Consider the following 23466-nt stretch of genomic DNA (forward strand, 5'->3'; position numbering starts at 1 on the left):
GGCTAGAACCTGGGGGGCGCGGCTTCCATTCCGGGTGGATCGGGCCGCCGACTACTCGGCGCGGTCCTCGGGGACCACCTCGATGCCCTTCTCCGTGGAGACCGGCGCGACGGTGGCCGACGTGCCGTTCGCAGAGTTCGTCAGCTGGAGCTCCTTGGGAGAGAGCACCGGCGGACGGGTGGAGGGGGTGCGGCGGGAGGAGCCGGTCCACGCGGGGCGGGCCGGACGCTTCACGATCGTCGAGAAGATCTCGGCGATCTGCTCCTTGTTCAGCGTCTCCTTCTCCAGCAGCGCGAGGACCAGGTTGTCGAGAACGTCGCGGTTCTCGACGAGGATCTCCCAGGCCTCGTTGTGCGCGGTCTCGATGAGCTTCTTGACCTCTTCGTCGACCAGCGCCGCGACCTCTTCCGAGTAGTCCCGCGGGTGCGCCATCTCGCGCCCCAGGAACGGCTCGGTGTTGTCGCCGCCGAACTTGATCGCACCGAGACGCTCGGTCATGCCGTACTGCGTGACCATGGCCCGCGCCGTGGCGGTGGCCTTCTCGATGTCGTTCGCCGCGCCCGTGGTCGGGTCGTGGAAGACCAGCTCCTCGGCCGCGCGCCCGCCCAGCATGTAGGCCAGCTGGTCGAGCATCTCGTTGCGCGTGGTCGAGTACTTGTCCTCGTCGGGCAGGACCATGGTGTAACCCAGGGCCCGGCCGCGGGACAGGATCGTGATCTTGTGGACCGGGTCGGAGTTCGGGGAGGCCGCCGCGACCAGGGCGTGTCCGCCCTCGTGGTACGCGGTGATCTTCTTTTCCCGGTCCGACATGATCCGGGTCCGCTTCTGCGGGCCCGCCACGACGCGGTCGATCGCCTCGTCCAGCGAGTGGTTGTCGATCAGCTTCTTGTCCGAGCGGGCCGTGAGGAGCGCGGCCTCGTTCAGGACGTTGGAGAGATCGGCACCGGTGAAGCCGGGCGTGCGGCGGGCGACGGCGCCCAGGTCGACGTCAGGGGCGACCGGCTTGCCCTTCTGGTGGACCTTGAGGATCTCCAGACGGCCCTGCATGTCCGGGCGGTCGACCGCGATCTGCCGGTCGAAGCGGCCCGGGCGCAGCAGCGCCGGGTCGAGGATGTCCGGACGGTTCGTGGCGGCGATCAGGATGACGCCGCCCTTGACGTCGAAGCCGTCCATCTCGACGAGCAGCTGGTTGAGGGTCTGCTCGCGCTCGTCGTGGCCGCCGCCGAGGCCTGCACCGCGGTGCCGGCCGACGGCGTCGATCTCGTCGACGAAGACGATCGCCGGGGCGTTGGCCTTGGCCTGTTCGAACAGGTCGCGGACACGCGAGGCACCGACGCCGACGAACATCTCGACGAAGTCGGATCCGGAGATCGAGTAGAAGGGGACACCGGCCTCGCCCGCGACGGCGCGCGCGAGCAGGGTCTTTCCGGTGCCGGGCGGGCCGTACAGCAGCACACCCTTGGGGATCTTGGCGCCGACGGCCTGGAACTTCGCCGGCTCCTGGAGGAACTCCTTGATCTCGTGGAGTTCCTCGACGGCCTCGTCCGAGCCCGCGACATCGGCGAACGTGGTCTTCGGGGTGTCCTTGGTGATGAGCTTGGCCTTGGACTTCCCGAAGTTCATGACCCGGGAGCCGCCGCCCTGCATCTGGTTCATCAGGAACAGGAAGACAACGACGATGAGGACGAAGGGCAGGAGCGAGAGCAGCACGCTCAGGAACGGGCTGGTCTTGTCCGGCGTGACGGAGTATCCGTCCGGGATCTGACCGGCGTCGTACTTGGTCTGGAGGTTCTGGGCGAGCTGGACGCCCTGATCCCCGATGTAGTTGGCCTGGAACTTGGTGCCGTCATGCTTGCCGAGCTTCTGGCCTTCGCTCAGCTCGATCTTGATCATCTGGCTGTCGCCGGTGGTCAGCTTGGCTGTCTCCACCTGGCCAGTGTTGATCGCCTTGATGACCTCGCTGGTGTCCACCGACTTGTAGCCGCCGCCGGAGCCGACGACATTCATCAACACGACCACGGCGAGGACGGCCAGCACGATCCACATGACCGGCCCACGGAAGTATCGCTTCACGTCCATCCATACGGGGCGCCAGGCACCCCGTCCCTCCTGCCCGTAGGTAAATGCTGCTGTGAGTAAAGACTGTTCTTCGGAATGTACCCCTGAATTGTCACCCGCGGCCCCGTGGGACGGCTGACAGACCCGCCTTCCCCTGTTCCAACGGCGGGAATCGCCCCCAGGTTCCCCGGTGCGTGCCGGGGTTCCCGGGGGATGGGGGCGGGAGCGGGATCAGCCGCCGTAGACGTGCGGGGCGAGCGTGCCGACGAACGGCAGGTTGCGGTACTTCTCCGCGTAGTCGAGGCCGTAGCCGACGACGAACTCGTTCGGGATGTCGAAGCCGACCCACTTCACGTCGATGGCGACCTTCGCGGCTTCGGGCTTGCGCAGCAGTGTGACGACCTCCAGGGAGGCCGGCTGGCGGGAGCCCAGGTTCGACAGCAGCCAGGACAGCGTCAGGCCCGAGTCGATGATGTCCTCGACGATCAGGACGTGCTTGTCCTTGATGTCGGTGTCCAGGTCCTTGAGGATCCGCACCACACCGGAGGACTGGGTTCCGGCGCCGTACGAGGACACCGCCATCCAGTCCATGGTGAGCGGGGTGGACAAGGCGCGCGCCAGGTCCGCCATCACCATCACGGCGCCCTTGAGCACACCGACGATGAGCAGGTCCTTGCCCGCGTACTCCGCGTCGATCTTCGCGGCCAGCTCGGCCAGCTTCGCGTCGATCTCTTCCTTGGTGATGAGCACCGACTGGAGGTCGTTGCCCATGTCCTTCTCGTCCACCCGCATCACTTTCGTTGTCGGCCGGGGCTCCGGGGGTGCCCCGGAGGACTCAGCCGTGTTTCAGCACCAATCAGCCCTGCCGGATGACAAGTCTGCCACCCTGCCGCTGGGCCTCGACGCGGCCGGGCAGGTTGATGGCGCCCTGACCGCGCCATCCGGTGATGAGGCGGTCGACTTCTTCGATGTGCCGGGCGAAAAGGGAGCCTGCGGGGGAACCGGCTGCGACCACGGCCCTGCGCAGTACGCGGCGGCGGACGGCCGGGGGCAGGGCGTACAGCTTGGCGCACTCCAGGCGCCCGTCCTCGTCGCGTACGCCGGCTTCCGCGTCGGCGGCCCAGGCGTCCAGGGCGTCGGCGTCGTCCCGGGAGAGCTGCGCGGTGCGGGCGAGTGCCTCGACGACTCCTTTGCCGAGCGCCTTCTCGAGGGCGGGCAGTCCCTCGTGGCGCAGCCGGGAGCGGGTGTAGGCGGGGTCGATGTTGTGCGGGTCGTCCCAGACGGGGAGGGACTGGACCATGCAGGCCTTGCGGGCGGTCTGCCGGTCGATCTGGAGGAAGGGGCGGCGGTAGCGGTTGCTGCGGCCGGGTCCGCCGGAGACTTCCGCCATGCCGGAGAGGGAGCGGATGCCGGAGCCGCGGGCGAGGCCCAGCAGGACGGTTTCGGCTTGATCGTCGCGGGTGTGGCCGAGCAGCACGGCGGCGGCTCCGAGGCGGTCCGCGGCCTCGTCCAGGGCGCCGTAGCGGGCGTCGCGGGCGGCGGCCTCGGGTCCGCCGTCCCGGCCGACGCGCACGGCGACGGACTCCACCGGGTCGAGGCGGAGTGCGGTCATGCGGGTGACGACCTCGGCGGCGCGCAGGTCGGAGCCGGCCTGGAGCCCGTGGTCGACGGTGATGCCGCCGGCACGGATGCCGAGCTTGGGGGCCTCGAAGGCGAGGGCCGAGGCGAGTGCCATGGAGTCGGCGCCGCCGGAGCAGGCGACGAGGACGAGTGGCGGGGTGCCGCCGGTGGTGCGAGGGTCGGCACTGGTGGCGCCGCCCGACGGAGTCCGGTGGAGGTCGGTGAGGTCGGTGAGGACGTCGTGGAGTACGCGGCGGACCGCCAGGCGTATCGCCGCGACCGCAGGATGGGGACCCATGTCCGGTGCCCTTCGATGGAGTTCGGATGCCTCAAAGGCTTTGGGGGTGTGTGCTGGGGGTGTTGCCCGGTTGTCTCCGCAGACGGGAGGATGTCACTCAGAGTGCGTCGATGGTGACAGAACCGGGCCGTTCCCCGAGCATCGCACGCCCTTCCACGGCCCACGGTCCCTCGGACGGGTGATGCTGCTTCCCCCAGTGAGACAGGTTTACGCCCCCTGGGTCACTTTTCTTCGCTCCCTTCGCGCCCCGTGCTGTGGACCCGGGTCACCCAGTCCGCGGGCTTGGCGATCTCGGCCCGGGTCGGCAGTGTGTTCGGGGAGGTCCAGACGCGGTTGAAGCCGTCCATGCCGACCTGGCCGACGACGGCGCGCACGAAGCGCTCGCCGTCGCGGTACTGGCGCAGCTTGGCGTCGAGACCCAGCAGCTTGCGCAGAGCGGCGTCGAGGCGGCCGGCCCCGCTGGCGCGGCGCTGCTGGAACTTCTCCCGGATCTCGGCGACGGAGGGCACCACCTGGGGGCCTACCCCGTCCATGACGTAGTCGGCGTGGCCTTCCAGCAGGGACATGACGGCGGTGAGCCGGCTCAGGATCTCGCGCTGTTCGGGGGTCTGGACGAGTTCGACGAGGGAGCGTCCCTCGTCGCTGCGCTCGGCGTCCGGGCGGGCGCCGGCGAAGGACTGGGCGGCCTCGCGGACGCGTTCCAGGACGGTCATCGGGTCGACCTCGGTGGCGCCGAGAAACGTCTGGATTTCGCCTTCGAGGTGGTCGCGCAGCCAGGGGACGGCCGTGAACTGTGTACGGTGCGTCTCCTCGTGCAGGCAGACCCACAGCCGGAAGTCGTGGGGGTCCACCTCCAGCTCGCGTTCGACGTGCACGATGTTGGGGGCGACGAGCAGCAGGCGGCCGCCGGAGGCGGAGGCCGGCAGGTCGCGGGAGACCGGGGCGAAGGTCTCGTACTGGCCGAGGACGCGGGAGGCCAGGAAGCTCAGCAGCATGCCGAGCTCGACGCCGGTGACCTTGCCGCCGACGGCGCCGAGGACGGCGCCGCCGGGGGAGGCGGCGCGTCGGTCCTGCATCTTGCCGAGGAGCGGCTGGAGCAGTTCGCGGAAGCCGGCGACGTTGGCTTTGACCCAGCCGGCCCGGTCGACGACCAGGACGGGCGTGTCGGGGACGGTGGACCCTTCCGGGATCATCCGGGTGAACTCGCGTACGTGCCGTTCCGAGGTCCTGGCGTGCCTGCGCAGCTCGGCGACGACGGCCCGGGCCTCGTCCCGGGTGACCTCCGGCCCGGGTCGCACCAGCCGGGTCGCGGTCGCCACCGCGAGGTTCCAGTCGACCATCTCGGCACCACTGATGCTCGTCATGCGTCAACCGTACGTGGACCAGCCCTCGGACGGACCCCCTATGAGGTGCCGGCGACGGCGGCCGCCAGCTTGTCGAGGGCCTTCTCGGCTCCCTCGGGGCCGGGGGTGTTCGCGGTCAGGAAGGCGAAGGCGAGCAGTCGGCCGGAGGAGTCGACGACGGTCCCGGAGAGGGAGTTGACGCCGCTCAGGGTGCCGGTCTTGGCCCGGAGGAGGCCGGCGGCGGGGGAGCTGCCGGAGTTGCGTGCGCGCAGGGTTCCGGTGAATCCGGCGACGGGCAGTCCGGTGAGGACGGGCCGCAGTTCCGGGCGCTGGGGGTCGGCGGCCCTGGTGAGGATGCCGGTCAGCAGGCTTGCGCTGATCTTGTCGGCGCGGTTGAGGCCGCTGCCGTCGGCGAAGCGGGAGCCGGTCACGTCGACGCCGAGGGAGGCGAGCTTGGCGGTGACGGCCTTCTCGGCGCCTTCGAAGCTGGCGGGCTGCCCGGAGGCGAGGGCGGTCTGCCGGGCGAGGGCCTCGGCGATGTCGTTGTCGCTGTGGGTCAGCATCCGCTCGACGAGCCCGGCCACGGGGGTGGACAGGGTGACGGCCAGTGGCTGGACGCCGGCGGCGGGCCTGGCCCGGGCCGGTTCGCCGGTGACTTTGATGCCGCGTTCCGTCAGCAGGGTGCGGAAGGCGCGGGCGGCGTCCTTGGACGGGTCCTCGGTGCGTTCCGCGGGGCCGGAGGTGGAGTCGTCGCGGCGGCCTTCGTCGGCGGTGAGGGCGGTCACGAGGGCGATGTTGGGGTTGACGCCGATCGGGTGGCGGGCCGGGCCGGTGTAGAGGCTGTCGTCGTAGCCCAGGGTCACGGTGTCGGTACCGGCGGCCTTGAGGGCCTGCGCGGTGTCGGCGGCGAGGGCGACGAGGCTGCCGCCCGATCCGGCGGGGCTCTTCTTCTTCGCGGTGAGGGAGGGGTCGCCGCCGCCGGCCAGGACGATCTGTCCGGGGGCGGCGCCGGGCACGACGGTGGTCCTGATCCGGTGTTCGGGCCCGAGCGCGGCCAGCGCCGCCGCGGCGGTGGCGATCTTGACGGTGGAGGCGGGGGTCATCGCGTCCCGCGCTCCGGACTCGTAGAGCACCTGCCCGGTGGCGGTGTCGACGACGGAGGCGGTGCGCAGGGTGCCGAGTGCGGGGTCGGCGAGCAGCGGCTTCAGGGCGGCGGTGAGGTCCCCGGAGGCGGCGGGGGCGGCCGGCCGGCGGCCCGGGGCGGCGGGGCCGATCGCCCCGAATACTCCGGGGGCGCTGGGCGCGGCCTGCGGAAGGGCCCCCGGGCCGGGCCCGTCACCGTGATCTGCGCCACCCGTAGGGCCCCAGGAGGCGGCTCTGTCCCGCTCGGCCTTACGCTGGCCGGAGTCCCAGGGACCGGCGGCGGCCACCGCTGCCACCGACAGGGCGAGGCCGGCGACGGCCGCACCTGCGATGAGCTGCCACGTCTTGACCAATGGCACCTCGGACCAGCCCCTTTCGCGATCACACATATGCGTGAGGGACACTTAACCACTGCGTCTTGCCGCGAGCATGGCACCCCACCCGGCAGGGCTGGGCCGGACGAGCACGCGGTTGGATCAACGCAGTCTCGAAGCAATGAAGCTGATCATGGAGGAGCAGGACGTGGAGTTCGACGTCACCATCGAGATCCCCAAGGGTTCGCGGAACAAGTACGAGGTGGACCACGAGACCGGCCGGATCCGTCTGGACCGTCGCCTCTTCACCTCGACCAGCTACCCGGCCGACTACGGCTTCGTCGAGAACACCCTGGGCGAGGACGGCGACCCGCTGGACGCGCTGGTCATCCTGGACGAGCCGACCTTCCCGGGCTGCCTGATCAAGTGCCGCGCCATCGGCATGTTCCGCATGACGGACGAGGCGGGCGGCGACGACAAGCTGCTGTGCGTGCCGGCCTCCGACCCGCGTGTCGAGCACCTGCGCGACATCCACCACGTGTCCGAGTTCGACCGCCTGGAGATCCAGCACTTCTTCGAGGTCTACAAGGACCTGGAGCCGGGCAAGTCGGTCGAGGGTGCGAACTGGGTCGGCCGCACCGAGGCCGAGGCCGAGATCGAGGCCTCGTACAAGCGCCTGGAGGCGCAGGGCGGCCACCACTGAGCTCGCGCTCGGCGGTAACGGGCCGGGGGACTCCCCCGCGCCCCTTGTGACATGACGGGCGGTACCCCGAGGGGGTGCCGCCCGTTCGTCGTTCCCGGACTGCCGTTCCCGGACTGCCGTTCCCGGAAGCGGAGCGTTTCCCGGGCCTGCCCTCCGCCGCGGCGCTGTTTCGACGGGGAGGAAACGGTTCCGCATACTGGTACGGCAGGTGATCACGGACGGGAGGACGCGTGGCGGAGGCCGACGGGGCCGAGGACAGGAAGCCCCAGTCCGACGAGGCGCACAGCGCCTTCGCACCCCCGCCCGGAATGGAGCCGGAGGTTCCCGAGGAGGACCAGCCCACGTCGGAGTTCGTCCGTCCGGCGGGCGCCGAGTTGGCGGAGCCGGAGCCCGGGGGGTCGGCCTTCGCGACACCGGCCACCTACAGCGCCGCGCACGCCCCGCCCGCCTACACCCCAGGCCAGGACTTCCCCGTCGGCCGGCTGACGGAGTCCCCCTGGCAGGACCGCATGCGCACGATGCTGCGCATGCCGGTCGACGTGCGCCCCGTACCGGATCTCGTGCAGCGGCCGAGCGAGCCCGGGCCCGCCGTGGGCCGCGTGCTCGACCTGACCCTGCGCATCGGCGAGCTGCTGCTCGCGGGCGGCGAGGGCGCCGAGGACGTGGAGGCCGCGATGTTCGCGGTGACCCGCTCCTATGGGCTGGACCGCTGCGAGCCCACCGTCACCTTCACCCTGCTGTCGATCACGCACCAGCCCTCGCTGGTGGACCACCCGGTCTCGGCGAACCGGACCGTGCGCCGGCGTGGCACCGACTACAACCGGCTCTCGGCCGTCTACCGGCTGGTGGACGACATCAGCGCCCCCGAGATCGACATCACGCTGGAGGAGGCCTACCGGCGCCTCGCCGAGATCCGCCGCAACCGGCACCCGTACCCCGGCTGGATGCTCACCACCGCCGCCGGGCTGCTCGCCGGCGCCGCGTCCACCCTGGTCGGCGGCGGGGTGCTGGTGTTCATCGCGGCGGCGCTCGGCGCGGTCCTGGGCGACCGGCTGGCATGGCTGTGCGCCGGCCGCGGGCTGCCGGAGTTCTACCAGTTCGTGGTCGCGGCGATGCCTCCGGCCGCGATCGGGGTGGCACTGAACATGACCGGGATCGAGGTCAAGGCCTCCGCCGTGATCACCGGCGGGCTCTTCGCGCTGCTGCCCGGGCGGGCCCTGGTCGCGGCCGTACAGGACGGCCTGACCGGCTTCTACATCACCGCCTCCGCCCGGCTGCTGGAGGTCATGTACCTCTTCATCGGCATCATCATGGGCGTGCTGGTCGTGCTCTACATCGGGCTGCAGTTCGACGCCTCCCCGAGGCCGGAGGAGGTCCTCGAGATCACCCAGCGGCCGCTGATCCAGATCGCGGCCTCGATGGTGCTGGTGTTCACCTTCGCGATCCTGCTCCAGCAGGAGCGCTCCACCGTGGCGATCGTGACGCTGAACGGCGCGGTGGCGTGGGTGACGTTCGGGGCCCTGCACTACGCGGGCGGCATCCCGCCCGTGCCGTCCACCGCCGTCGCGGCGGGCCTGGTGGGGCTCTTCGGACAGCTCTTCTCGCGCTACCGCTTCGCCTCCGCGCTGCCGTACGTGACGGCCGCCATCGGCCCGCTGCTGCCCGGCTCGGCGACCTACTACGGGCTGCTGCTCATCGCCGAGGACCGGCTGAACGAGGGGCTGGGCTCGCTGGTGAACGCCGCGGCCATCGCGCTGGCCATCGCGATCGGGGTGAACCTGGGGTCGGAGACCTCGCGGCTGTTCATGCGGATCCCGGGGGCCGCGAGCGCCGCCAAGCGCCGTGCGGCGAAGCGGACCCGAGGCTTCTGACCGGCCGGGCACCGGCCGGGCCGCCCTGGGCACCGCCCTGGGCACCGGCCGGGCGCGCGTACGCCCCCGCGGGCTCTGGCTGCCCGCGGGGGCGTACGTGGTGGCGAATGCGGCGCATGCGATGCGCCTTGCGCGGTTCACCGATGCGGGGCTCCGCGCCGTTACCCCGCGCCTCAAGCGACGGCGGGGCCGGACAGGGGGTCAGCGCTTGGCGTGGCGTCCGCGCTGGGGGCCGGAGTCCTCGACCGCGCCGGGCGCGGCCGGGACCTGGCCGGCGTTCGCCTTGTTCTCCTTGCGGGCCTTGAGGACCTCGAAGATCACCGGGATGACCGAGATGAGGACGATGCCCACCAGGATCGGCTCGACGTTGGTCTTGATGAACTCGATCTGACCGAGCCAGTAGCCCGCGACCGTGACACCCGCACCCCAGCCGATGCCGCCGATGATGTTGTAGGTCAGGAAGGTGCGGTACTTCATCGAGCCGGCGCCCGCGACCATCGGGGCGAAAGTGCGGATGATCGGCACGAAGCGGGCCAGCACGATGGCCTTCGGGCCGTGCCGGTCCATGAACTCGTGCGCCTTGTCGAGGTTCTCGCGCTTGAAGAGCTTGGAGTTCGGCCGGTTGAAGAGCTTCGGGCCGAAGAACTTGCCGATCATGTAGCCGACCTGGTCGCCGATGATGGCGGCGGCCACGATCAGCGTGCAGACCAGCCACAGCGGCTGCTTGATGTACTGCCCGTCCGCGACCAGCAGACCCGCCGTGAACAGCAGCGAGTCCCCCGGCAGGAACGCGAAGAGTCCCGACTCGGCGAAGACGATGACCAGGATGCCGATCAGGCCGAAGTGCGAGATCAGATAGTCCGGACTGAGCCACTCAGGGCCGAGCGCAAGCGTATCCACGGGTTCCGGGCTCTCCTGGATCAAGGGGGTGTGCGGGGGGCGGGCGGTCTCAATTATCAACGCACACGACCCCCGCCCGGTTCCAGGGCCCGGAGGGGGTCGGATGCGTGACGTCCGCGCCTACACCTTGCGTACGGCGTTGGCCGTGATCGAGTCCCTCAGATGCCCGGCCATGCCCGGCTTGAGAGCGTCGTAGAACGCCGTGAACCGCTCGTCCGTGACGTACATCTCGCCGAGGCAGGTGTGCATCTCGTACGGGCAGTCGTAGAACCAGGTGCTGATGTGCTGCCGGTGTTCCTCGGCCAGGTCCATCGCACGCTCGCCGTCCGCGGGCTCACCGGCCTCCATGAGGGCCGCGTACCGGCTGCCCCAGTCGGCGGCCTCGTCCTGGATCCGCCGCCAGTCGTCCTTCGTGTAGGAGGCCGTCCGCCGCTGCGACTGGGCGTAGGCGTCGGTGTCGCCCCAGCGCTGCTCGACCTCCTGCGCGTACTGGTCGGGGTCGCTGTCCCCGAAGACCTCGAACTTCTCCTCGGGCGTGAGGTTGATGCCCATCTTCTTCGCCTCCATGGCGTGCTCAACGGCCTTGGCCATCTGCTGGAGCCGGGCGATCCGGTCGGACAGCAGGGCATGCTGCCGGCGCAGATGCTCCCGCGGATCCGAATCCGGGTCGTCCAGCAGGACCGCGACCTCGTCGAGGGGGAAGCCGAGCTCCCGGTAGAACAGGATCCTCTGCAGCCGGTCCAGGTCGGCGTCGTCGTACCGCCGGTGTCCCGCGTGGCTGCGGCCGCTCGGGGAGAGCAGGCCGATCTCGTCGTAGTGGTGCAGGGTGCGCACCGTCACTCCGGCGAATCCGGCGACCTGGCCCACGGAGTAGCCCATCGCTTCCCTCCTCTGTTCGGGTACGCCCTTCACTGTGGTGCCTCACGCCGCGTGAGGTGCAAGCTTTCTTCCGCCCGCAGCCCCCGCTGCCGCCGCTGCCGCCGCAACCCCCTGCTTCTAGCGGCTGAGGCCCCGGAAGCGGGCCACCGCCAGCGGGAAGAAGACCGCCAGCAGCAGGACCGGCCAGCCGACGGCGAGCAGTGCGGCATGGTCGGCGGCCCAGGAGGGGGGCGCCGCCGCCGGGTTTCCGAACAGGTCGCGGACCGCCGTGGCCGTCGCCGACATCGGGTTCCATTCCACCACCGTCCCCAGCCAGCCCGGCATCGACTCCGGGGTGGCGAACGCGTTGGAGAGGAAGCCCACCGGCCACACCAGGATCTGCACCGCCTGCACCAGCTCGGGCCGGCCCGCGACCATGCCGAGGAAGATGCCGATCCACAGCATCGCGAAGCGCAGCAGCAGGAGCAGCGCGAAGGCCAGCAGCGCGGCCGCCGGTGAGCCGTGCCAGCGCCAGCCGAGGAGGAGACCGACGCCGGCCAGGACCGCGAGTCCCACCGCCGACTGGATCATGTCCGCCGCGCTGCGGCCGACCAGTACCGCGGCGGAGGACATCGGCATGGCGCGGAACCGGTCGATGACGCCCTTGCCGAGGTCCTGGGTGACCGCCGTCATGGTGGCCTCCAGTCCGAAGGCCATCGTCAGCGCGAGCATCCCGGGCACCAGGAACTCGACGTACTCGCCGTCGATCCCGCGCCCGCCGCCGACGAGGAAGCCGAACATCAGCAGCAGCATCACGGGGAAGACCAGTCCGACGACCATCTGGACGGGCCGGCGCGCCCAGTGCGCGAGTTCGCGCCGGGTCATCGTCCAGGAGTCCACGAGCACCCAGGGCACGCCCGTGCCGGTGCTCACGCCCGTGCTTCCGCCCGTGCTCACGCCCGTGCCCGTGCCCGTGCTCATGCGGCCACCTCCGCGGTGTTCGTACGGTCGGTCAGGTGCAGGAAGACCTCGTCGAGCGTGGGCCGCCGGACCGAGAGGTCCGCCGCCTCGATGCCCGCCTCCTCCAGCGCCCGCAGGGTCCGGGTCAGGCCTCCCATGCGGTCCTGGACCGGGAAGCTCAGGGTCAGGGAGTCCGGGTCGACGGACGGGTCCGGCAGCAGCGCCGCGGCCTGCCCGAGCCGCGCCGCGTCCCGTAGGACGACGACGATCCGGTCCGCCCCGACGAGGGCCTTCAGCTCGTCGGCCGTGCCCTCCGCCGCCACCCGCCCGGCGTCGATCAGCGCGATGCGGTCGGCCAGCTGGTCTGCCTCCTCCAGGTACTGCGTGGTCAGCAGGACCGTCGTGCCGCCGCCCACGAGGGAGCGGACCGCGCTCCACACCTCGGCGCGTCCGCGCGGGTCGAGGCCGGTGGTCGGCTCGTCCAGGAAGAGCACCTCCGGCTCGGTGATCAGTGACGCCGCCAGGTCGAGGCGGCGGCGCATGCCGCCGCTGTACTGCTTCACGGGCTTGCGGCCGGTGTCGGCGAGGCCGAAGCGCTCCAGCAGTTCGTCGGCCCGCAGCCCGGCCCGCCGCGCACCGAGGTGGTGGAGGCGGCCGAACATCTCCAGGTTCTGCCGCCCCGCCAGTTCCTCGTCGAGCGCCGCGTGCTGGCCGAGCAGGCCGATCCGGGCGCGGACGGCCGACGCGTCCGTCCGTACGTCGTGGCCCGCCACTCGGACCACGCCCTCGTCGTGCCGCAGCAGGGTGGTCATGATGCGGACCGCCGTGGTCTTGCCGGCTCCATTGGGGCCGAGCACCGCGTGCACCGTGCCGCGCGGCACCTCCAGGTCGAGCCCGGCCAGGGCGGGCTTGCCGCCGTACCGCTTGTGGACGCCTTCGGCGGAGATCGCCGCCATCACTTCGCTCCTCGATTAGTCAAATTTGAGTAGCAGGACGGCCAAAGTACGCCGGGCACCCGGGCTAGTCAAACTTGATTACGCGTCCTGCCCGGTCGCGTACGGGTTCTCCTGCCCGTCCGCGAGAACCCCCACGAACGGTTCACCGCCCTCGCCCGCGAAGGAGTACGCGCCGCCCTCGATCCGGGCGATCAGCCCGCGGGTCCACTCCGCCTCGGCGTCCCCGGAGTGGACCCACATGTGCATGATCTCGCCGATGTGGCCCAGCGACTCCGGGCCGCCCTCCGGCGTGTAGTACTCGGTCACCGCCGACCGCCAGCCCGCCAGCTTGGCCAGCCGCTCCCGGAGCAGCCCGAGGACCTCGCCGCGCGGAAGGTCGACCATGAAGCCGATCGCCGCCGACAGCACGTCCGTCTTCTGGTCGTACGCCGCGAGCGCCTCGCGCAGCAGCCTGAAGTACTCCTCGCGGCCGGCGTCCGTCACCTCGTACTCGGTGCGCGGGGGCCCGCCGGCCACACTCGGCGCCACCTCGTGGGCGTGCAGGACGCCCTGCTTCGCCATCTGCTTGAGCGCGTGGTAGATCGATCCGGGCTTGGTGTTCGACCACTCGTGGGCGCCCCAGTACTCCAGGTCGTTGCGCACCTGGTACCCGTGGGCCCGCCCGTGCTGGCGGACCGCACCGAGGACAAGAAGCCGGATCGCTGACATGGGGCCAGGCTACTCACCGCACCGCTGGGCCGTCTCTTCCGGATCTTGCCGGCCGAGCCCGCGGCTAGCCCATGGCGCGGGTGCCGTCGAGGGTTTCACGGACGATGTCCGCGTGGCCCGCGTGCCGGGCGAACTCCTCCACCAGGTGCAGGAGCATCCAGCGCATCGAGACCTTGCCGTCCTTCGGGAACCAGGGCGCCGGCGGGAGCGGGAAGGTGTCGTCCAGGCTCGGCAGGGCGGCGACGAAGGCCTCCGTCTCCTGCCGGACCTCGTCCCAGAAGGCCAGGACGGACGCGATGGACTCGCCCTCGACCAGCCGGAAGGCCTCGCCCCACGTCTCCTCGGTGCGCCGGCGCTCGTTCACCGCCTGCTGGGCCATCCGCAGCCAGCCCAGTTCGACCTCGGCCACGTGCTTGAGCACCCCGGACAGCGTGAGCTCGCTGACGGTGGGGCGGCTCGCGGCCTGCTCCTCGCTGAGTCCGAGGACCGATTCGCGGATCGCCGAGCGCTGGGCCTCGACGAAGGCGAGGAGCGTGCCGCGCTCGTCGCCGAGGACCTCGGTGGAAATCTGAGCCATGACCGACCGCCTTCTGCGTGGATGCCGGGGAGCCCGTCCCCCCGACACCCCACACGCTACGGAGTATTGCGGTCAGCTCCTGTCCTATATACCCCGTCAGCGGGCGGCGATTTCCTCGTCCGGGCGAATCGCGGGCAGCGCCGTGGCGGGCTGCGGGAGCAGGGCCTTGGCGAGGTCCTGCCTGCCCGTCGGGTCGAGCCCGTACATCGCCTCGTAGATCTTGCGGACCGCCGGACCCGACGCACCCGAGCCGGTGCCGCCCTGGGAGATCGTCATGACGATCGCGTAGTCGTCGGTGTAGGAGGCGAACCAGGAGGTGGTCTGCTTGCCCTGGACCTCGGCCGTGCCGGTCTTGGCGTGCATCGGGATCTGCTTCTGCGGCCAGCCGCCGAAGCGCCAGGCGGCGCTGCCGTCGGTGGCCACCCCGGCGAGGGCCTGGTCGATGTTGTCGCGGGTCTTGGCGTCCATCGGCAGCTTGCCCTGCACCTTCGGCGCGATCTCCTGGACCGCGGTCCCGTCGGCGCTGACGATCGCCTTGCCGACGCTCGGCTGGTGGAGCGTGCCGCCGTTGGCGATGGCCGCGTACACGGAGGCCATCTGGACCGGGGTGACGAGGGTGTCGCCCTGTCCGATCGAGTAGTTGATGGCGTCGCCCTCACGCAGCTGGTTGCCCTGGCGGCAGTTCTCGTAGGCGATCTTCTCGGCGAAGGTGCCGTTCTTCTTGCCGTCGCGGCACCAGGCGTCCTTGTTCGCCTCGAAGAAGTCCTGCTTCCACTTGCGGTCGGGGATCCGGCCGGGCACCTCGTTCGGCAGGTCGATGCCCGTGCGCTTGCCCAGTCCGAACTCCTGGGCGGTCTTGAAGAACCAGTCGTTCGGGTTCTTCTTCGGGTTGATGCCGCCGTCCTTCTTCCACTCCTGGTCGGCGATCAGGTAGTAGACCGTGTCGCAGGAGACCTCCAGGGCCCGGCCGATGGTGATGTCGCCGTGGCCCTGCGACTCGAAGTTCGTGAAGGTCTGGTTGCCGACCGAGTACGAGCTGGGGCACGGATAGCGGTTGTTGAACGGGTACCCGGCGTTGACCGCGGCGGTCGAGGTGACCACCTTGAAGATGGAGCCCGGCGCCGCCTGGGCCTGGATCGCCCGGTTCAGCAGCGGGTAGTTCGACTCCTTGTCGGTGAGGGCCGCGTAGTCCTTCGCGGAGATGCCGCCCACCCAGGTGTTCGGGTCGTACGTCGGGTTCGAGGCCATCGCCACGATGCGGCCGGTCTTGGTCTCCATCACCACGACGGAACCCGAGTCGGCCTCGTAGTTCCGGCGGGTGTTGTTCTTGTCGAACGTCTTGCGGGCCTCGATCATCGCGTTGTTCAGTTCGCGCTCCGCGACCGCCTGCACCCGCGAGTCGATCGAGGTCACGATGTTCGAGCCGGGCTTCGCCGGGTCGGTCTGGCCCTGCCCGAGGACCCTGCCGAGGTTGTCCACCTCATAGCGGGTGATGCCCGCCTTTCCGCGCAGCTCCTTGTCGTACGTGCGCTCCAGGCCGGAGCGGCCCACCTGGTCGGAGCGCAGGTACGGGGAGTCGGACTTCTTCGCCTTGGCGATCTCCTCGTCGGTGACCGGCGAGAGGTAGCCCAGCACCTGGGAGGTGTTGGCCTGGTCCGGGGCGGCGTAGCGCCGCAGGGCGGTCGCCTCGGCCGTGATGCCCGGGAAGTCCTCGGGGTGCTCGCGGATCTGCAGGGCCTGCTCGGTGGTGGCCTCGTCGCTGACCGGGATCGGCTGGTAGGGGGAGCCGTTCCAGCAGGGCTGCTTGGTCTTGGAGTCGCAGAGGCGGACCTTGTCGACGACCTCCTGGGGGTCCATGCCCAGGACCCCGGCGAGCCGGACGAGGACGGACTTGCCCTTGTCCTTCATGGTCAGCAGCTCGGTGCGGTTGGCGGAGACCACGAGGTGGGTCGCGTTGTCGGCGAGCGGGACCCCGCGCGAGTCGAGGATCGAACCGCGCACGGCGGGCTGGACCACCTGCTGGACGTGGTTGTTCTTCGCCTCGTCCGTGTACTCCTGGCCATTGCGTATCTGGAGGTACCAGAGACGCCCGCCCAGCGTCAGAAGCAGGGAGAAGACCACGATCTGGATGACGACGAGCCGGTTCTGGACCCGAGGGGTCCGGCCGGTCTCCGGTATGTTGCTCAACTCTGTCTCCCCCGGACGCATGCCGTACGCCCGGTTGAGTTTAGGCCCCTTCCGGACCCTCAGAACGGGAAGCGGCTCCGGCCGTGCTGCACGGAGATCCACTTCTGCGTGGTGAAGGCCTCGACCGTGGCCTCGCCGTTCAGCCGTCCGAGGCCCGAGGCCTTCTCTCCGCCGAAGGCGGCCAGCGGCTCGTCCCCGATGGTGGAGTCGTTGACGTGGATCATGCCCGTCTCGATCCGCTGGGCGAAGCGGACGCCCCGCTCGACGTCCCGGGTGTGGACGGCGCCGCTCAGCCCGTACGGGGTCGCGTTGGTCAGCCGGACGGCCTCGTCCTCGCCGTCGAAGACCACCAGCAGGGCCACCGGGCCGAAGATCTCCTGGCCCAGCAACGGCGAGTCCTCCGGGATCCCGGCGAGCACCGTCGGTTCGACGAGGTTGCCGCGCGTAGATCCCCGTACGAGCGCCTGCGCCCCGGATTCCACGGCCTGGTCCACGAGTGCGGTCAGGGCTTCGGCCTGGAAGGAGTTGATCAGCGGGCCGATGTGGGTGTCGGCGTCGTGCGGGTCGCCCGTCTTCAGGCTGCGCACCCGGGCGGTGAACTTCTCCGTGAACTCCTCCGCCACGGACGCGTCGACCAGGATCCGGTTGGCGGCCATGCAGACCTGGCCCTGGTAGACGAAGCGGCTGAAGACGGCCGCGTCCACCGCGTAGTCGAGGTCGGCGTCGTCGAGGACGACGAGCGCGCTGTTTCCGCTGAGTTCCAGGACCGTGCGCTTGAAGTGGCGGGCGGCGACGGCCCCCACGTGCCGGCCGACCCGGTCCGATCCCGCGAAGGAGATCACCTTGGGGACGGGATGGGTCAGCAGCGCGTCGCCTATCTCGGCGATGTCGGTGACCAGGACGTTCAGCAGACCGGCGGGCAGTCCCGCGTCCTCGAAGATCTTGGCTATGACCCCGCCGCCCACGACCGGGGCGTTCTGGTTCGGTTTGATGACGACCGCGTTGCCCAGGGCCAGCGCCGGGGCGACCGACTTCAGGGTCACCAGGAAGGGGAAGTTGAAGGGGCTGATCACGGTGACGACGCCGACGGGGAGCCGCTGGACGCGGTTCTCCTTGCCCTCGACCGGCGAGGCCAGGATCCGGCCCTCCGGCCGGACGGCGAGCTGGATCGACTCGCGGATGAACTCCTTGGCGAGGTAGACCTCGTACTCGGCCTTGGGACGGGTCCCGCCGAGCTCGTCGATCATCGCCTCGACGATCTCCTTCTCGCGCTCCTCGGTGATCCGCAGGGCGCGTTCCAGGACCGCGCGTCTGATGTACGGGCTGGTGGCGGCCCACTCCCGCTGGGCGCGCTCGGCGCCGCGGTAGGCCTGGTCCACCTGCTCGACGGTGGCCACGGTGATCGCCGCGAGCTTCTCCCCGTTGTACGGGTTGACGTCGATGATGTCCCACGAACCGGTACCGGCCAGCCATTCGCCGTCGATGTACTGGTGAGCCAGGTCGCTGAATATGGACATGCCATCCCTTACTGCGAGCGCGCACCCGTGCGCTGCACCGGAGACCGATCGGTCATCATGCACTGATCAGCCGTCATCCTACGTGCGAATCAAGACAGTTGGAGCAGTCCACGCAGAAGATCCCGGGTCCGGTCGGCGTCCGGGCAGTCGGCCTGGAGGCGTTCCATCGCCCTCCCGTACTGCCCCACTTCCTCGTCCTTGTCCAGGTAGAGGGCACTGGTGAGCTGTTCCAGATAGACGATGTCCTGCAGGTCCGACTCGGGGAAACGGAGCAGGGTGAAGGCACCGCTCTCGCCCGCGTGCCCGCCGAAGGAGAAGGGCATCACCTGCAGCTGCACGTTGGGCCGCTGGGATACCTCGATGAGGTGTTCCAACTGGCCGCGCATGACGTCGCGGTCGCCGTACGGGCGGCGCAGTGCGGCCTCGTCGAGGACGGCGTGGAAGACCGGGGCGTTCTCGGAGACGAGGACCTTCTGCCGTTCCAGGCGCAGGGCGACGCGGCGGTCGATCTCGGCGGCGGTGGCGCCGGGCATGCCGCGGCTGACGACGGCGTGGGCGTAGGCCTCGGTCTGCAACAGGCCGTGGACGAACTGCACTTCGTAGATCCGGATGAGCGAGGCGGCGCCCTCCAGGCCGATGTAGGTCTGGAACCATCCGGGCAGCACGTCGCCGTAACTGTGCCACCAGCCGGTCGCGTTGGCCTCCCGGACCAGCCCGAGCAGCGACTCGCGCTCCGTGCTGTCCGTGACTCCGTAGAGCGTGAGGAGGTCCTCGACGTCTCTGGCCTTGAAGCTCACCCTTCCCAACTCCAAGCGGCTGATCTTCGATTCGGATGCGCGGATCGAGTAGCCGGCCGCCTCACGGGTGATGCCGCGGGATTCTCGGAGTCGCCTGAGCTGGGAGCCCAGGAGGATGCGGCGCACCACAGAACCGCTTGCTTCTGCGGTCACTAGTACTGCCCTCCCCATCGCATTGGCGTGCGCGTGGTGTGCGCGAGCGTCGCGGGGCCCCCGTACCCCAGAGGCCGCAGTCTGCCACCAAAACGCATCGGCCCGTACTCGTTCTGTAACGGAATCCCGCCGACGGGAAAAGAAGTCCGTAAGGATGCGTAGGAAGAAATGAGCAAGAACCATCACGGGAGTGGACAGGTCCGGCGCGTGCACGTGCATCTGCCCTTGCATCCGGCTCCCGCATTCGGAACGATGGTCCCCGCGCACCTGCGTGCCCTTTCGCGCCGGCGCCGGACCCACCCCGCAGTTCTCTTTGGACGAAGCCGCCGCTGCGTCCGCGAATCCCGGGAGTGCCTCGCATGGGGACGAATGGATCGACCATGCTCGAGCCGTTACGGCAGGGGCTTCCCCCGGTCGACCCCACGGCTGTCTCCGGGTCCGCCTCATGCGCTCTGCCCGCTCGGTTCGACGCGGTGCGGGGCGCACGCACTTTCACCCGGTCGACCCTGTGCCAGTGGGGCCTCGACGACCGCTTCGACGATGTCGCCCTGGTCGTCTCCGAACTCGTCACGAACGCGCTGCGCCATGCCCTGCCCGAGGACGCGCGGGGCGCGGACGCCGAGCCGGAGCCGCCGGTGCGGCTGCACCTGATGCGGTGGAGCACCCGCCTGGTGTGCGCGGTGCGCGACCCGAGCGAGGACCGGCCCGGCGGGGCCTTCTCACCGGAGCACACCGAGGAGAACTTCGACCTGGAGTCCGGGCGCGGACTGTTCCTGGTGGACTCGTACAGCGACAGCTGGGGCTGGCACCCGCTCGCGGGACGGCTGACCGGCAAGGTGGTCTGGGCGCTGTTCCTGCTTCAGGACTGAGCGGCCGACAGCCGATGCCGGCCGAGGGCCTGTACACGACCACTGGCCGGGATTGATCACTGCGATCAGTCCCGGCCAGTGCACGTGCATGGCTTGATGAATGCGCCGTTCCGTCAGCCGATCAGATGGTCGAACTCGCCGTCCTTGACGCCCAGGAGCAGGGCTTCTATCTCGGCTGGTGTGTAGACGAGCGCCGGACCGTCCGGAAAGCGCGAGTTGCGCATGGCGACGTCGCCTCCCGGCAGCTTCGCGAACTCCACGCAGGAACCCTGCGAGTTGCTGTGTCTGCTCTTCTGCCACGTCAGCTCAAACAAGGAAGCGAGTTCTGCAGCTGCCATCCCGTTGTACGCGTGGTCCACAGGAAGCCCCCGATAGTGCAGATGTCAACTCCTCCGGATCATAGCTGTGTTCACGAGCGCATGCATGGGCAGATGCACGTGCACGCGGGGTGGTCCGTTGATCACAGACAGGTCCGCCGCCAGGGGTGGCAGGCGTCTCGGAGGCGGAGGCGGGCTCTAGCTCGACAGGCGCTTGCGCCTGCCGCCCACGTGGGCGGCGTCGGCGGCGGCCGTGCCGTCCTCCCAGCCCGCGTGGTCCGTGGCGCCCCGCAGACGGGTCGTGGTGGTCCGGGGGAACATCTCCTCCGCGCGGGAGGTGACCGCGACATCGCGCGCCACCAGGGCCGGAAGGTTGTCCGGTGCCTCCGTCGCCGTGTGCTCGGCGGTCTCGGCGAGCCGGTGGCCGAGACGGCTGGCGTAGGCGAGCAGGAAAGACTGCCTGAAGGTCTTCGTCCGCTTGCGTCCGCCCGAGCGCTGCGCGGCCTCCGCGCGGGTCATCGCCACCGTGCCCTGCACGAGCAGCGAGGTGTACAGCAGCTCCACGGCCTCCAGATCGCTTTCGAAGCCCACCACCGTGGAGAACTCGAAGCCGCTGTTCCACACCGCCCGGCAGCGGTTGGCGGTCGCGACCGCGTCGAGCAGCACCGCCTTCGCCTCCTCGTACGGCTGCTCGACCCCGATCCGGCAGGCCCCCGGAACCTGCGCCGGGCCCCCGCCGCGCGCGGCCAGCAGCGCCTCGTCCACGGTGTGCCGGGCCATCAGCTCCTGGGCCTTGGCGCTGAGCGCCTCCGCCTCCTCCGGGAAGGTCGTCGCCTCGGCCTTGGCGAGCAGGGCCCGGATCCGGCCCAGCATGCGCGGCTCGATGTGGGCGTGCTCCGCGAGGGCGTCGACGGGATCGCCGGGAAGCGGACCCACCGGTTCGATCGAGGGCAGCCGGACCAGCAGCCGCAGCACCTCCAGGAAGGCGGTGGCCAGGGTGAACCGGTCGGCCCGTTCACGCTGCGCGAGCCGGTCCGCGTACTGCTCGTCACTCGTCCACCACACCTCGGCGGCGCCCCAGCGCGCGGGGAGCCGGGCGTAGCGGCGCGCCTCGGCGGCGATCAGGTCGCCGGTGATCCGCAGGTGCCGCTCGTCGAGGTCCCGGCGGACCAGCCGCAGCACGTCGGCCGGCTGCCAGCCCCGCTCCCAGCCCTGGCGTACGTACGCCTCCCCGCGCGCCAGCAGCTCCCGCCCGACCCCGGCCCACCCGCCCTGGTCGGCGACGAGCAGCGAGGCCCCGGTGTCCAGCCCGGTGTCGTCCTGGGCGTAGAGGGCGGCGGCGAAGGCCCGGTCGACGGTTTCGGCAAGGTCTCTCACACCTCTCAGCTTGGCATGTCCGCCGTTGCCCTCCGCGGCGGCGGTACACCCGGCCCCGGCGGCCCGCCCAGGCCGTCTGCGGCGCCGCCGCGGGGGCGCCGCCTCAGGGGTGCCACCCGCGCACCCCGCGTCTCGCACAGCGGCGGGCTGATCGGGGCCGCGCGGCCCGGCGGGCCGGGGTTGTCGGACCCCGGTGGGACACTCGCACCCATGAGCGACCGCACGCCCCGGTGGGCCCTCGCCGAGGACGGCGACGGCTGGTGGCACGCCGCGCCCGTGCCCCCCACGGCCGGAGCCCGGATGCGGGTCCGCGATCCCGCCGAGGCGGTCCGGGCCGCCCCGCCCGGGACCCGCTGGGTCTGGCGGTCGACCGCCGCCGTGTACCCCCGGCTGCTCGCGGCCAGCGCCCGCGTCGAGCGCTGCCACGACATCGAGGACGCGGAGCTGCTGCTCCTCGGCCACGAGGGCCGCTCCGGCGAGCCCCGCTCGGCGGCCGCCGCCTGGGCCCGGCTCACCCACGCACCCGTACCGCCCGATCCACCACAGCGCGCCGCCGAGCCGCGCGCCCAGGACTCCCTCTTCGATCCGCAGCCCACCACCCCGGTCCCCCTGGACGCCCTGCTCGCCGTCCACGCCGACCAGGCGAAACGGCTCGACGCCACCGCCCACCCCGACCGGATGCGGCTGCTCACCGCCGCCGAGTCCGCGGCCTTCCTCGTCGCGGCCGAGATGAACCGCGCGGGCCTGCCCTGGCGGGCGGACGTACACCGCGCCCTGCTCACCGAGCTGCTCGGCGAGCGGTATGCGGGCGGCGGGGAGCCCCGGCGCCTCGCCGAACTGGCCGACCGGGTCTCCGCCGCCTTCGGCAGACGGGTACGTCCCGATCTGCCCGCCGACGTCGTCAAGGCCTTCGCCGAGGCCGGGATCAAGCTCAAGTCCACCCGTCGCTGGGAGATCCAGGAGCTGGACCACCCGGCCGTCGAGCCGTTGATCGAGTACAAGAAGCTGTACCGGATCTACACCGCCCACGGCTGGAGCTGGCTCGCGGACTGGGTCCACGACGGCCGCTTCCGCCCGGAGTTCATCCCCGGCGGCACCCTCACCGGCCGCTGGGTCACCAACGGCGGCGGTGCCCTGCAGATCCCCAAGGTGATCCGCCGGGCCGTCATCGCCGATCCCGGCTGGCGGCTCGTCGTCGCCGACGCCGACCAGATGGAGCCGCGCGTGCTCGCCGCGATCTCCCGGGACCCGGCCTTCATGGAGGTGGCCGGCCGCCCCGAGGACCTCTACACCGCCGTCTCCCGCCAGGGCTTCTCCGGCGACCGCGACAAGGCCAAGCTCGCCGTCCTCGGCGCCGTCTACGGCCAGACCTCCGGGGACGGCCTGAAGAACCTGGCCGCGCTCCGCCGCCGCTTCCCCCGGGCCGTGGCGTACGTGGACGACGCGGCGAAGGCCGGGGAGGAGGGCCGGCTCGTACGGACCTGGCTGGGCCGTACCTGTCCGCCGCCCGCCGGCTCCGGCGACGGGTACGAGACGGGCGACGGCGGCGTCGACCAGGGCGAGGCGGCCGGCGAGGGCGGGGCCGGGATCCCGCGGGACCGCGACGACGCCTGGACCCCGAGCTACGCCTCCACCAACACCCGGGCCCGCGGCCGGTTCACCCGTAACTTCGTCGTCCAGGGCAGCGCCGCCGACTGGGCCCTGCTGCTGCTCGCGGCCCTGCGGCAGGCGACCGCCGGGATGCGGGCCGAGCTGGTGTTCTTCCAGCACGACGAGGTGATCGTGCACTGTCCGGCCGAGGAGAGCGAGGCGGTCGTGGAGGCGATCCGCGCCGCCGGCGACCGGGCCGGCCGGATCGCCTTCGGCGACACCCCGGTCCGCTTCCCGTTCACGACGGCGGTCGTGCAGTGCTACGCCGACGCCAAATGACCTGCGCCTGG

The 23466-nt window shown here is 70.8% G+C and carries 18 protein-coding genes and 2 pseudogenes; 4 read left to right on the plus strand and 16 right to left on the minus strand.

All coding sequences use genetic code 11. From position 1 onward, the window contains the following. Positions 1–51: 51 nt before the first annotated feature. The 5 genes from ftsH to dacB form a co-directional block, all read right to left on the minus strand. Complete coding sequence (gene ftsH / locus ACWGIF_RS27765; RefSeq protein WP_453501516.1) at positions 52–2079, minus strand: ATP-dependent zinc metalloprotease FtsH; 2028 nt, start codon at positions 2077–2079, stop codon at positions 52–54. A gap of 210 nt (positions 2080–2289) precedes the next feature. Continuing rightward, entirely contained in the window at positions 2290–2850 is a 561-nt protein-coding gene (gene hpt, locus ACWGIF_RS27770) for a hypoxanthine phosphoribosyltransferase (RefSeq protein ID WP_030010907.1), read from the minus strand. Between the two features lie 64 nt (positions 2851–2914). After that, the gene (tilS, locus tag ACWGIF_RS27775; protein WP_453501518.1) at positions 2915–3976 is read right to left on the minus strand and encodes a tRNA lysidine(34) synthetase TilS; all 1062 of its coding nucleotides are present in this window, start codon (positions 3974–3976) and stop codon (positions 2915–2917) included. Between the two features lie 221 nt (positions 3977–4197). Further along, positions 4198–5340 (minus strand): zinc-dependent metalloprotease, encoded by a 1143-nt coding sequence (locus ACWGIF_RS27780; protein ID WP_453501520.1) that lies wholly within the window; start codon positions 5338–5340, stop codon positions 4198–4200. A gap of 38 nt (positions 5341–5378) precedes the next feature. Further along, positions 5379–6821, minus strand: coding sequence for a D-alanyl-D-alanine carboxypeptidase/D-alanyl-D-alanine endopeptidase (dacB, locus tag ACWGIF_RS27785; RefSeq protein WP_453501522.1), 1443 nt, complete (start codon positions 6819–6821; stop codon positions 5379–5381). A gap of 163 nt (positions 6822–6984) precedes the next feature. Here dacB and ACWGIF_RS27790 point away from each other — a divergent pair, with 163 nt between their 5' ends. Then, positions 6985–7479, plus strand: a complete 495-nt coding sequence (locus ACWGIF_RS27790) for an inorganic diphosphatase (RefSeq protein WP_008742522.1) — start codon at positions 6985–6987, stop codon at positions 7477–7479. 230 nt (positions 7480–7709) lie between these two features. Further along, the gene (locus ACWGIF_RS27795; RefSeq protein ID WP_453501524.1) at positions 7710–9350 is read left to right on the plus strand and encodes a threonine/serine ThrE exporter family protein; all 1641 of its coding nucleotides are present in this window, start codon (positions 7710–7712) and stop codon (positions 9348–9350) included. A gap of 246 nt (positions 9351–9596) precedes the next feature. Here ACWGIF_RS27795 and ACWGIF_RS27800 read toward each other — a convergent pair. The 9 genes and pseudogenes from ACWGIF_RS27800 to ACWGIF_RS27840 all read right to left on the minus strand — a co-directional run. Continuing rightward, positions 9597–10250: pseudogene (locus tag ACWGIF_RS27800) on the minus strand (VTT domain-containing protein); the annotation flags it as partial. Between the two features lie 120 nt (positions 10251–10370). Continuing rightward, complete coding sequence (locus tag ACWGIF_RS27805) at positions 10371–11129, minus strand: MerR family transcriptional regulator (RefSeq protein ID WP_453501525.1); 759 nt, start codon at positions 11127–11129, stop codon at positions 10371–10373. Positions 11130–11246: 117 nt separating this feature from the next. Continuing rightward, the gene (locus tag ACWGIF_RS27810) at positions 11247–11993 is read right to left on the minus strand and encodes an ABC transporter permease (RefSeq protein ID WP_453501556.1); all 747 of its coding nucleotides are present in this window, start codon (positions 11991–11993) and stop codon (positions 11247–11249) included. A gap of 92 nt (positions 11994–12085) precedes the next feature. Then, complete coding sequence (locus ACWGIF_RS27815; RefSeq protein WP_453501527.1) at positions 12086–13024, minus strand: ATP-binding cassette domain-containing protein; 939 nt, start codon at positions 13022–13024, stop codon at positions 12086–12088. Positions 13025–13102: 78 nt separating this feature from the next. Next, positions 13103–13732, minus strand: coding sequence for a PadR family transcriptional regulator (locus tag ACWGIF_RS27820; RefSeq protein ID WP_453501528.1), 630 nt, complete (start codon positions 13730–13732; stop codon positions 13103–13105). A 64-nt stretch (positions 13733–13796) separates the two neighbouring features. Beyond that, a complete protein-coding gene (locus ACWGIF_RS27825; RefSeq protein WP_453501530.1) occupies positions 13797–14309 on the minus strand; it encodes a DinB family protein in 513 nt (170 codons plus the stop codon). Between the two features lie 102 nt (positions 14310–14411). Further along, positions 14412–16496, minus strand: a pseudogene (gene mrdA / locus ACWGIF_RS27830) (penicillin-binding protein 2); the annotation flags it as partial. A gap of 59 nt (positions 16497–16555) precedes the next feature. Next, positions 16556–18013: an aldehyde dehydrogenase family protein gene (locus ACWGIF_RS27835; RefSeq protein WP_453501532.1), complete on the minus strand. Its 1458-nt coding sequence runs from the start codon at positions 18011–18013 to the stop codon at positions 16556–16558. An 89-nt stretch (positions 18014–18102) separates the two neighbouring features. Next, positions 18103–18981 carry a helix-turn-helix domain-containing protein gene (locus ACWGIF_RS27840; protein WP_453501533.1) on the minus strand — a complete coding sequence of 293 codons (879 nt, stop codon included), beginning with the start codon at positions 18979–18981 and terminating at the stop codon, positions 18103–18105. A 341-nt stretch (positions 18982–19322) separates the two neighbouring features. Here ACWGIF_RS27840 and ACWGIF_RS27845 point away from each other — a divergent pair, with 341 nt between their 5' ends. Continuing rightward, positions 19323–19832: an ATP-binding protein gene (locus ACWGIF_RS27845; protein ID WP_453501535.1), complete on the plus strand. Its 510-nt coding sequence runs from the start codon at positions 19323–19325 to the stop codon at positions 19830–19832. 113 nt (positions 19833–19945) lie between these two features. Here ACWGIF_RS27845 and ACWGIF_RS27850 read toward each other — a convergent pair whose 3' ends face one another. Then, positions 19946–20191 carry a DUF397 domain-containing protein gene (locus tag ACWGIF_RS27850; protein WP_030656519.1) on the minus strand — a complete coding sequence of 82 codons (246 nt, stop codon included), beginning with the start codon at positions 20189–20191 and terminating at the stop codon, positions 19946–19948. Between the two features lie 156 nt (positions 20192–20347). Continuing rightward, positions 20348–21526, minus strand: coding sequence for a DUF2786 domain-containing protein (locus ACWGIF_RS27855; protein ID WP_453501536.1), 1179 nt, complete (start codon positions 21524–21526; stop codon positions 20348–20350). Positions 21527–21736: 210 nt separating this feature from the next. On the opposite strand from ACWGIF_RS27855, the gene ACWGIF_RS27860 reads away from it, so the two are divergent. Beyond that, the gene (locus tag ACWGIF_RS27860) at positions 21737–23455 is read left to right on the plus strand and encodes a bifunctional 3'-5' exonuclease/DNA polymerase (RefSeq protein WP_453501538.1); all 1719 of its coding nucleotides are present in this window, start codon (positions 21737–21739) and stop codon (positions 23453–23455) included. Positions 23456–23466 lie beyond the last annotated feature (11 nt).

The organism is Streptomyces sp. NPDC054849, from assembly GCF_053610945.1.

Excerpts from the sequence above, each read along its gene's own strand:
- ACWGIF_RS27860 (WP_453501538.1), top strand. The coding sequence starts at position 21,737 with ATGAGCGACCGCACGCCCCGGTGGGCCCTCGCCGAGGACGGCGACGGC.
- ACWGIF_RS27805 (WP_453501525.1), bottom strand. The coding sequence starts at position 11,129 with ATGGGCTACTCCGTGGGCCAGGTCGCCGGATTCGCCGGAGTGACGGTG.
- ACWGIF_RS27835 (WP_453501532.1), bottom strand. The coding sequence starts at position 18,013 with ATGTCCATATTCAGCGACCTGGCTCACCAGTACATCGACGGCGAATGG.
- ACWGIF_RS27815 (WP_453501527.1), bottom strand. The coding sequence starts at position 13,024 with ATGGCGGCGATCTCCGCCGAAGGCGTCCACAAGCGGTACGGCGGCAAG.
- tilS (WP_453501518.1), bottom strand. The coding sequence starts at position 3,976 with ATGGGTCCCCATCCTGCGGTCGCGGCGATACGCCTGGCGGTCCGCCGC.
- ACWGIF_RS27840 (WP_453501533.1), bottom strand. The coding sequence starts at position 18,981 with ATGGGGAGGGCAGTACTAGTGACCGCAGAAGCAAGCGGTTCTGTGGTG.
- ftsH (WP_453501516.1), bottom strand. The coding sequence starts at position 2,079 with ATGGACGTGAAGCGATACTTCCGTGGGCCGGTCATGTGGATCGTGCTG.
- ACWGIF_RS27810 (WP_453501556.1), bottom strand. The coding sequence starts at position 11,993 with ATGACCCGGCGCGAACTCGCGCACTGGGCGCGCCGGCCCGTCCAGATG.
- ACWGIF_RS27845 (WP_453501535.1), top strand. The coding sequence starts at position 19,323 with ATGGGGACGAATGGATCGACCATGCTCGAGCCGTTACGGCAGGGGCTT.
- ACWGIF_RS27820 (WP_453501528.1), bottom strand. The coding sequence starts at position 13,732 with ATGTCAGCGATCCGGCTTCTTGTCCTCGGTGCGGTCCGCCAGCACGGG.
- ACWGIF_RS27825 (WP_453501530.1), bottom strand. The coding sequence starts at position 14,309 with ATGGCTCAGATTTCCACCGAGGTCCTCGGCGACGAGCGCGGCACGCTC.
- ACWGIF_RS27780 (WP_453501520.1), bottom strand. The coding sequence starts at position 5,340 with ATGACGAGCATCAGTGGTGCCGAGATGGTCGACTGGAACCTCGCGGTG.
- hpt (WP_030010907.1), bottom strand. The coding sequence starts at position 2,850 with ATGCGGGTGGACGAGAAGGACATGGGCAACGACCTCCAGTCGGTGCTC.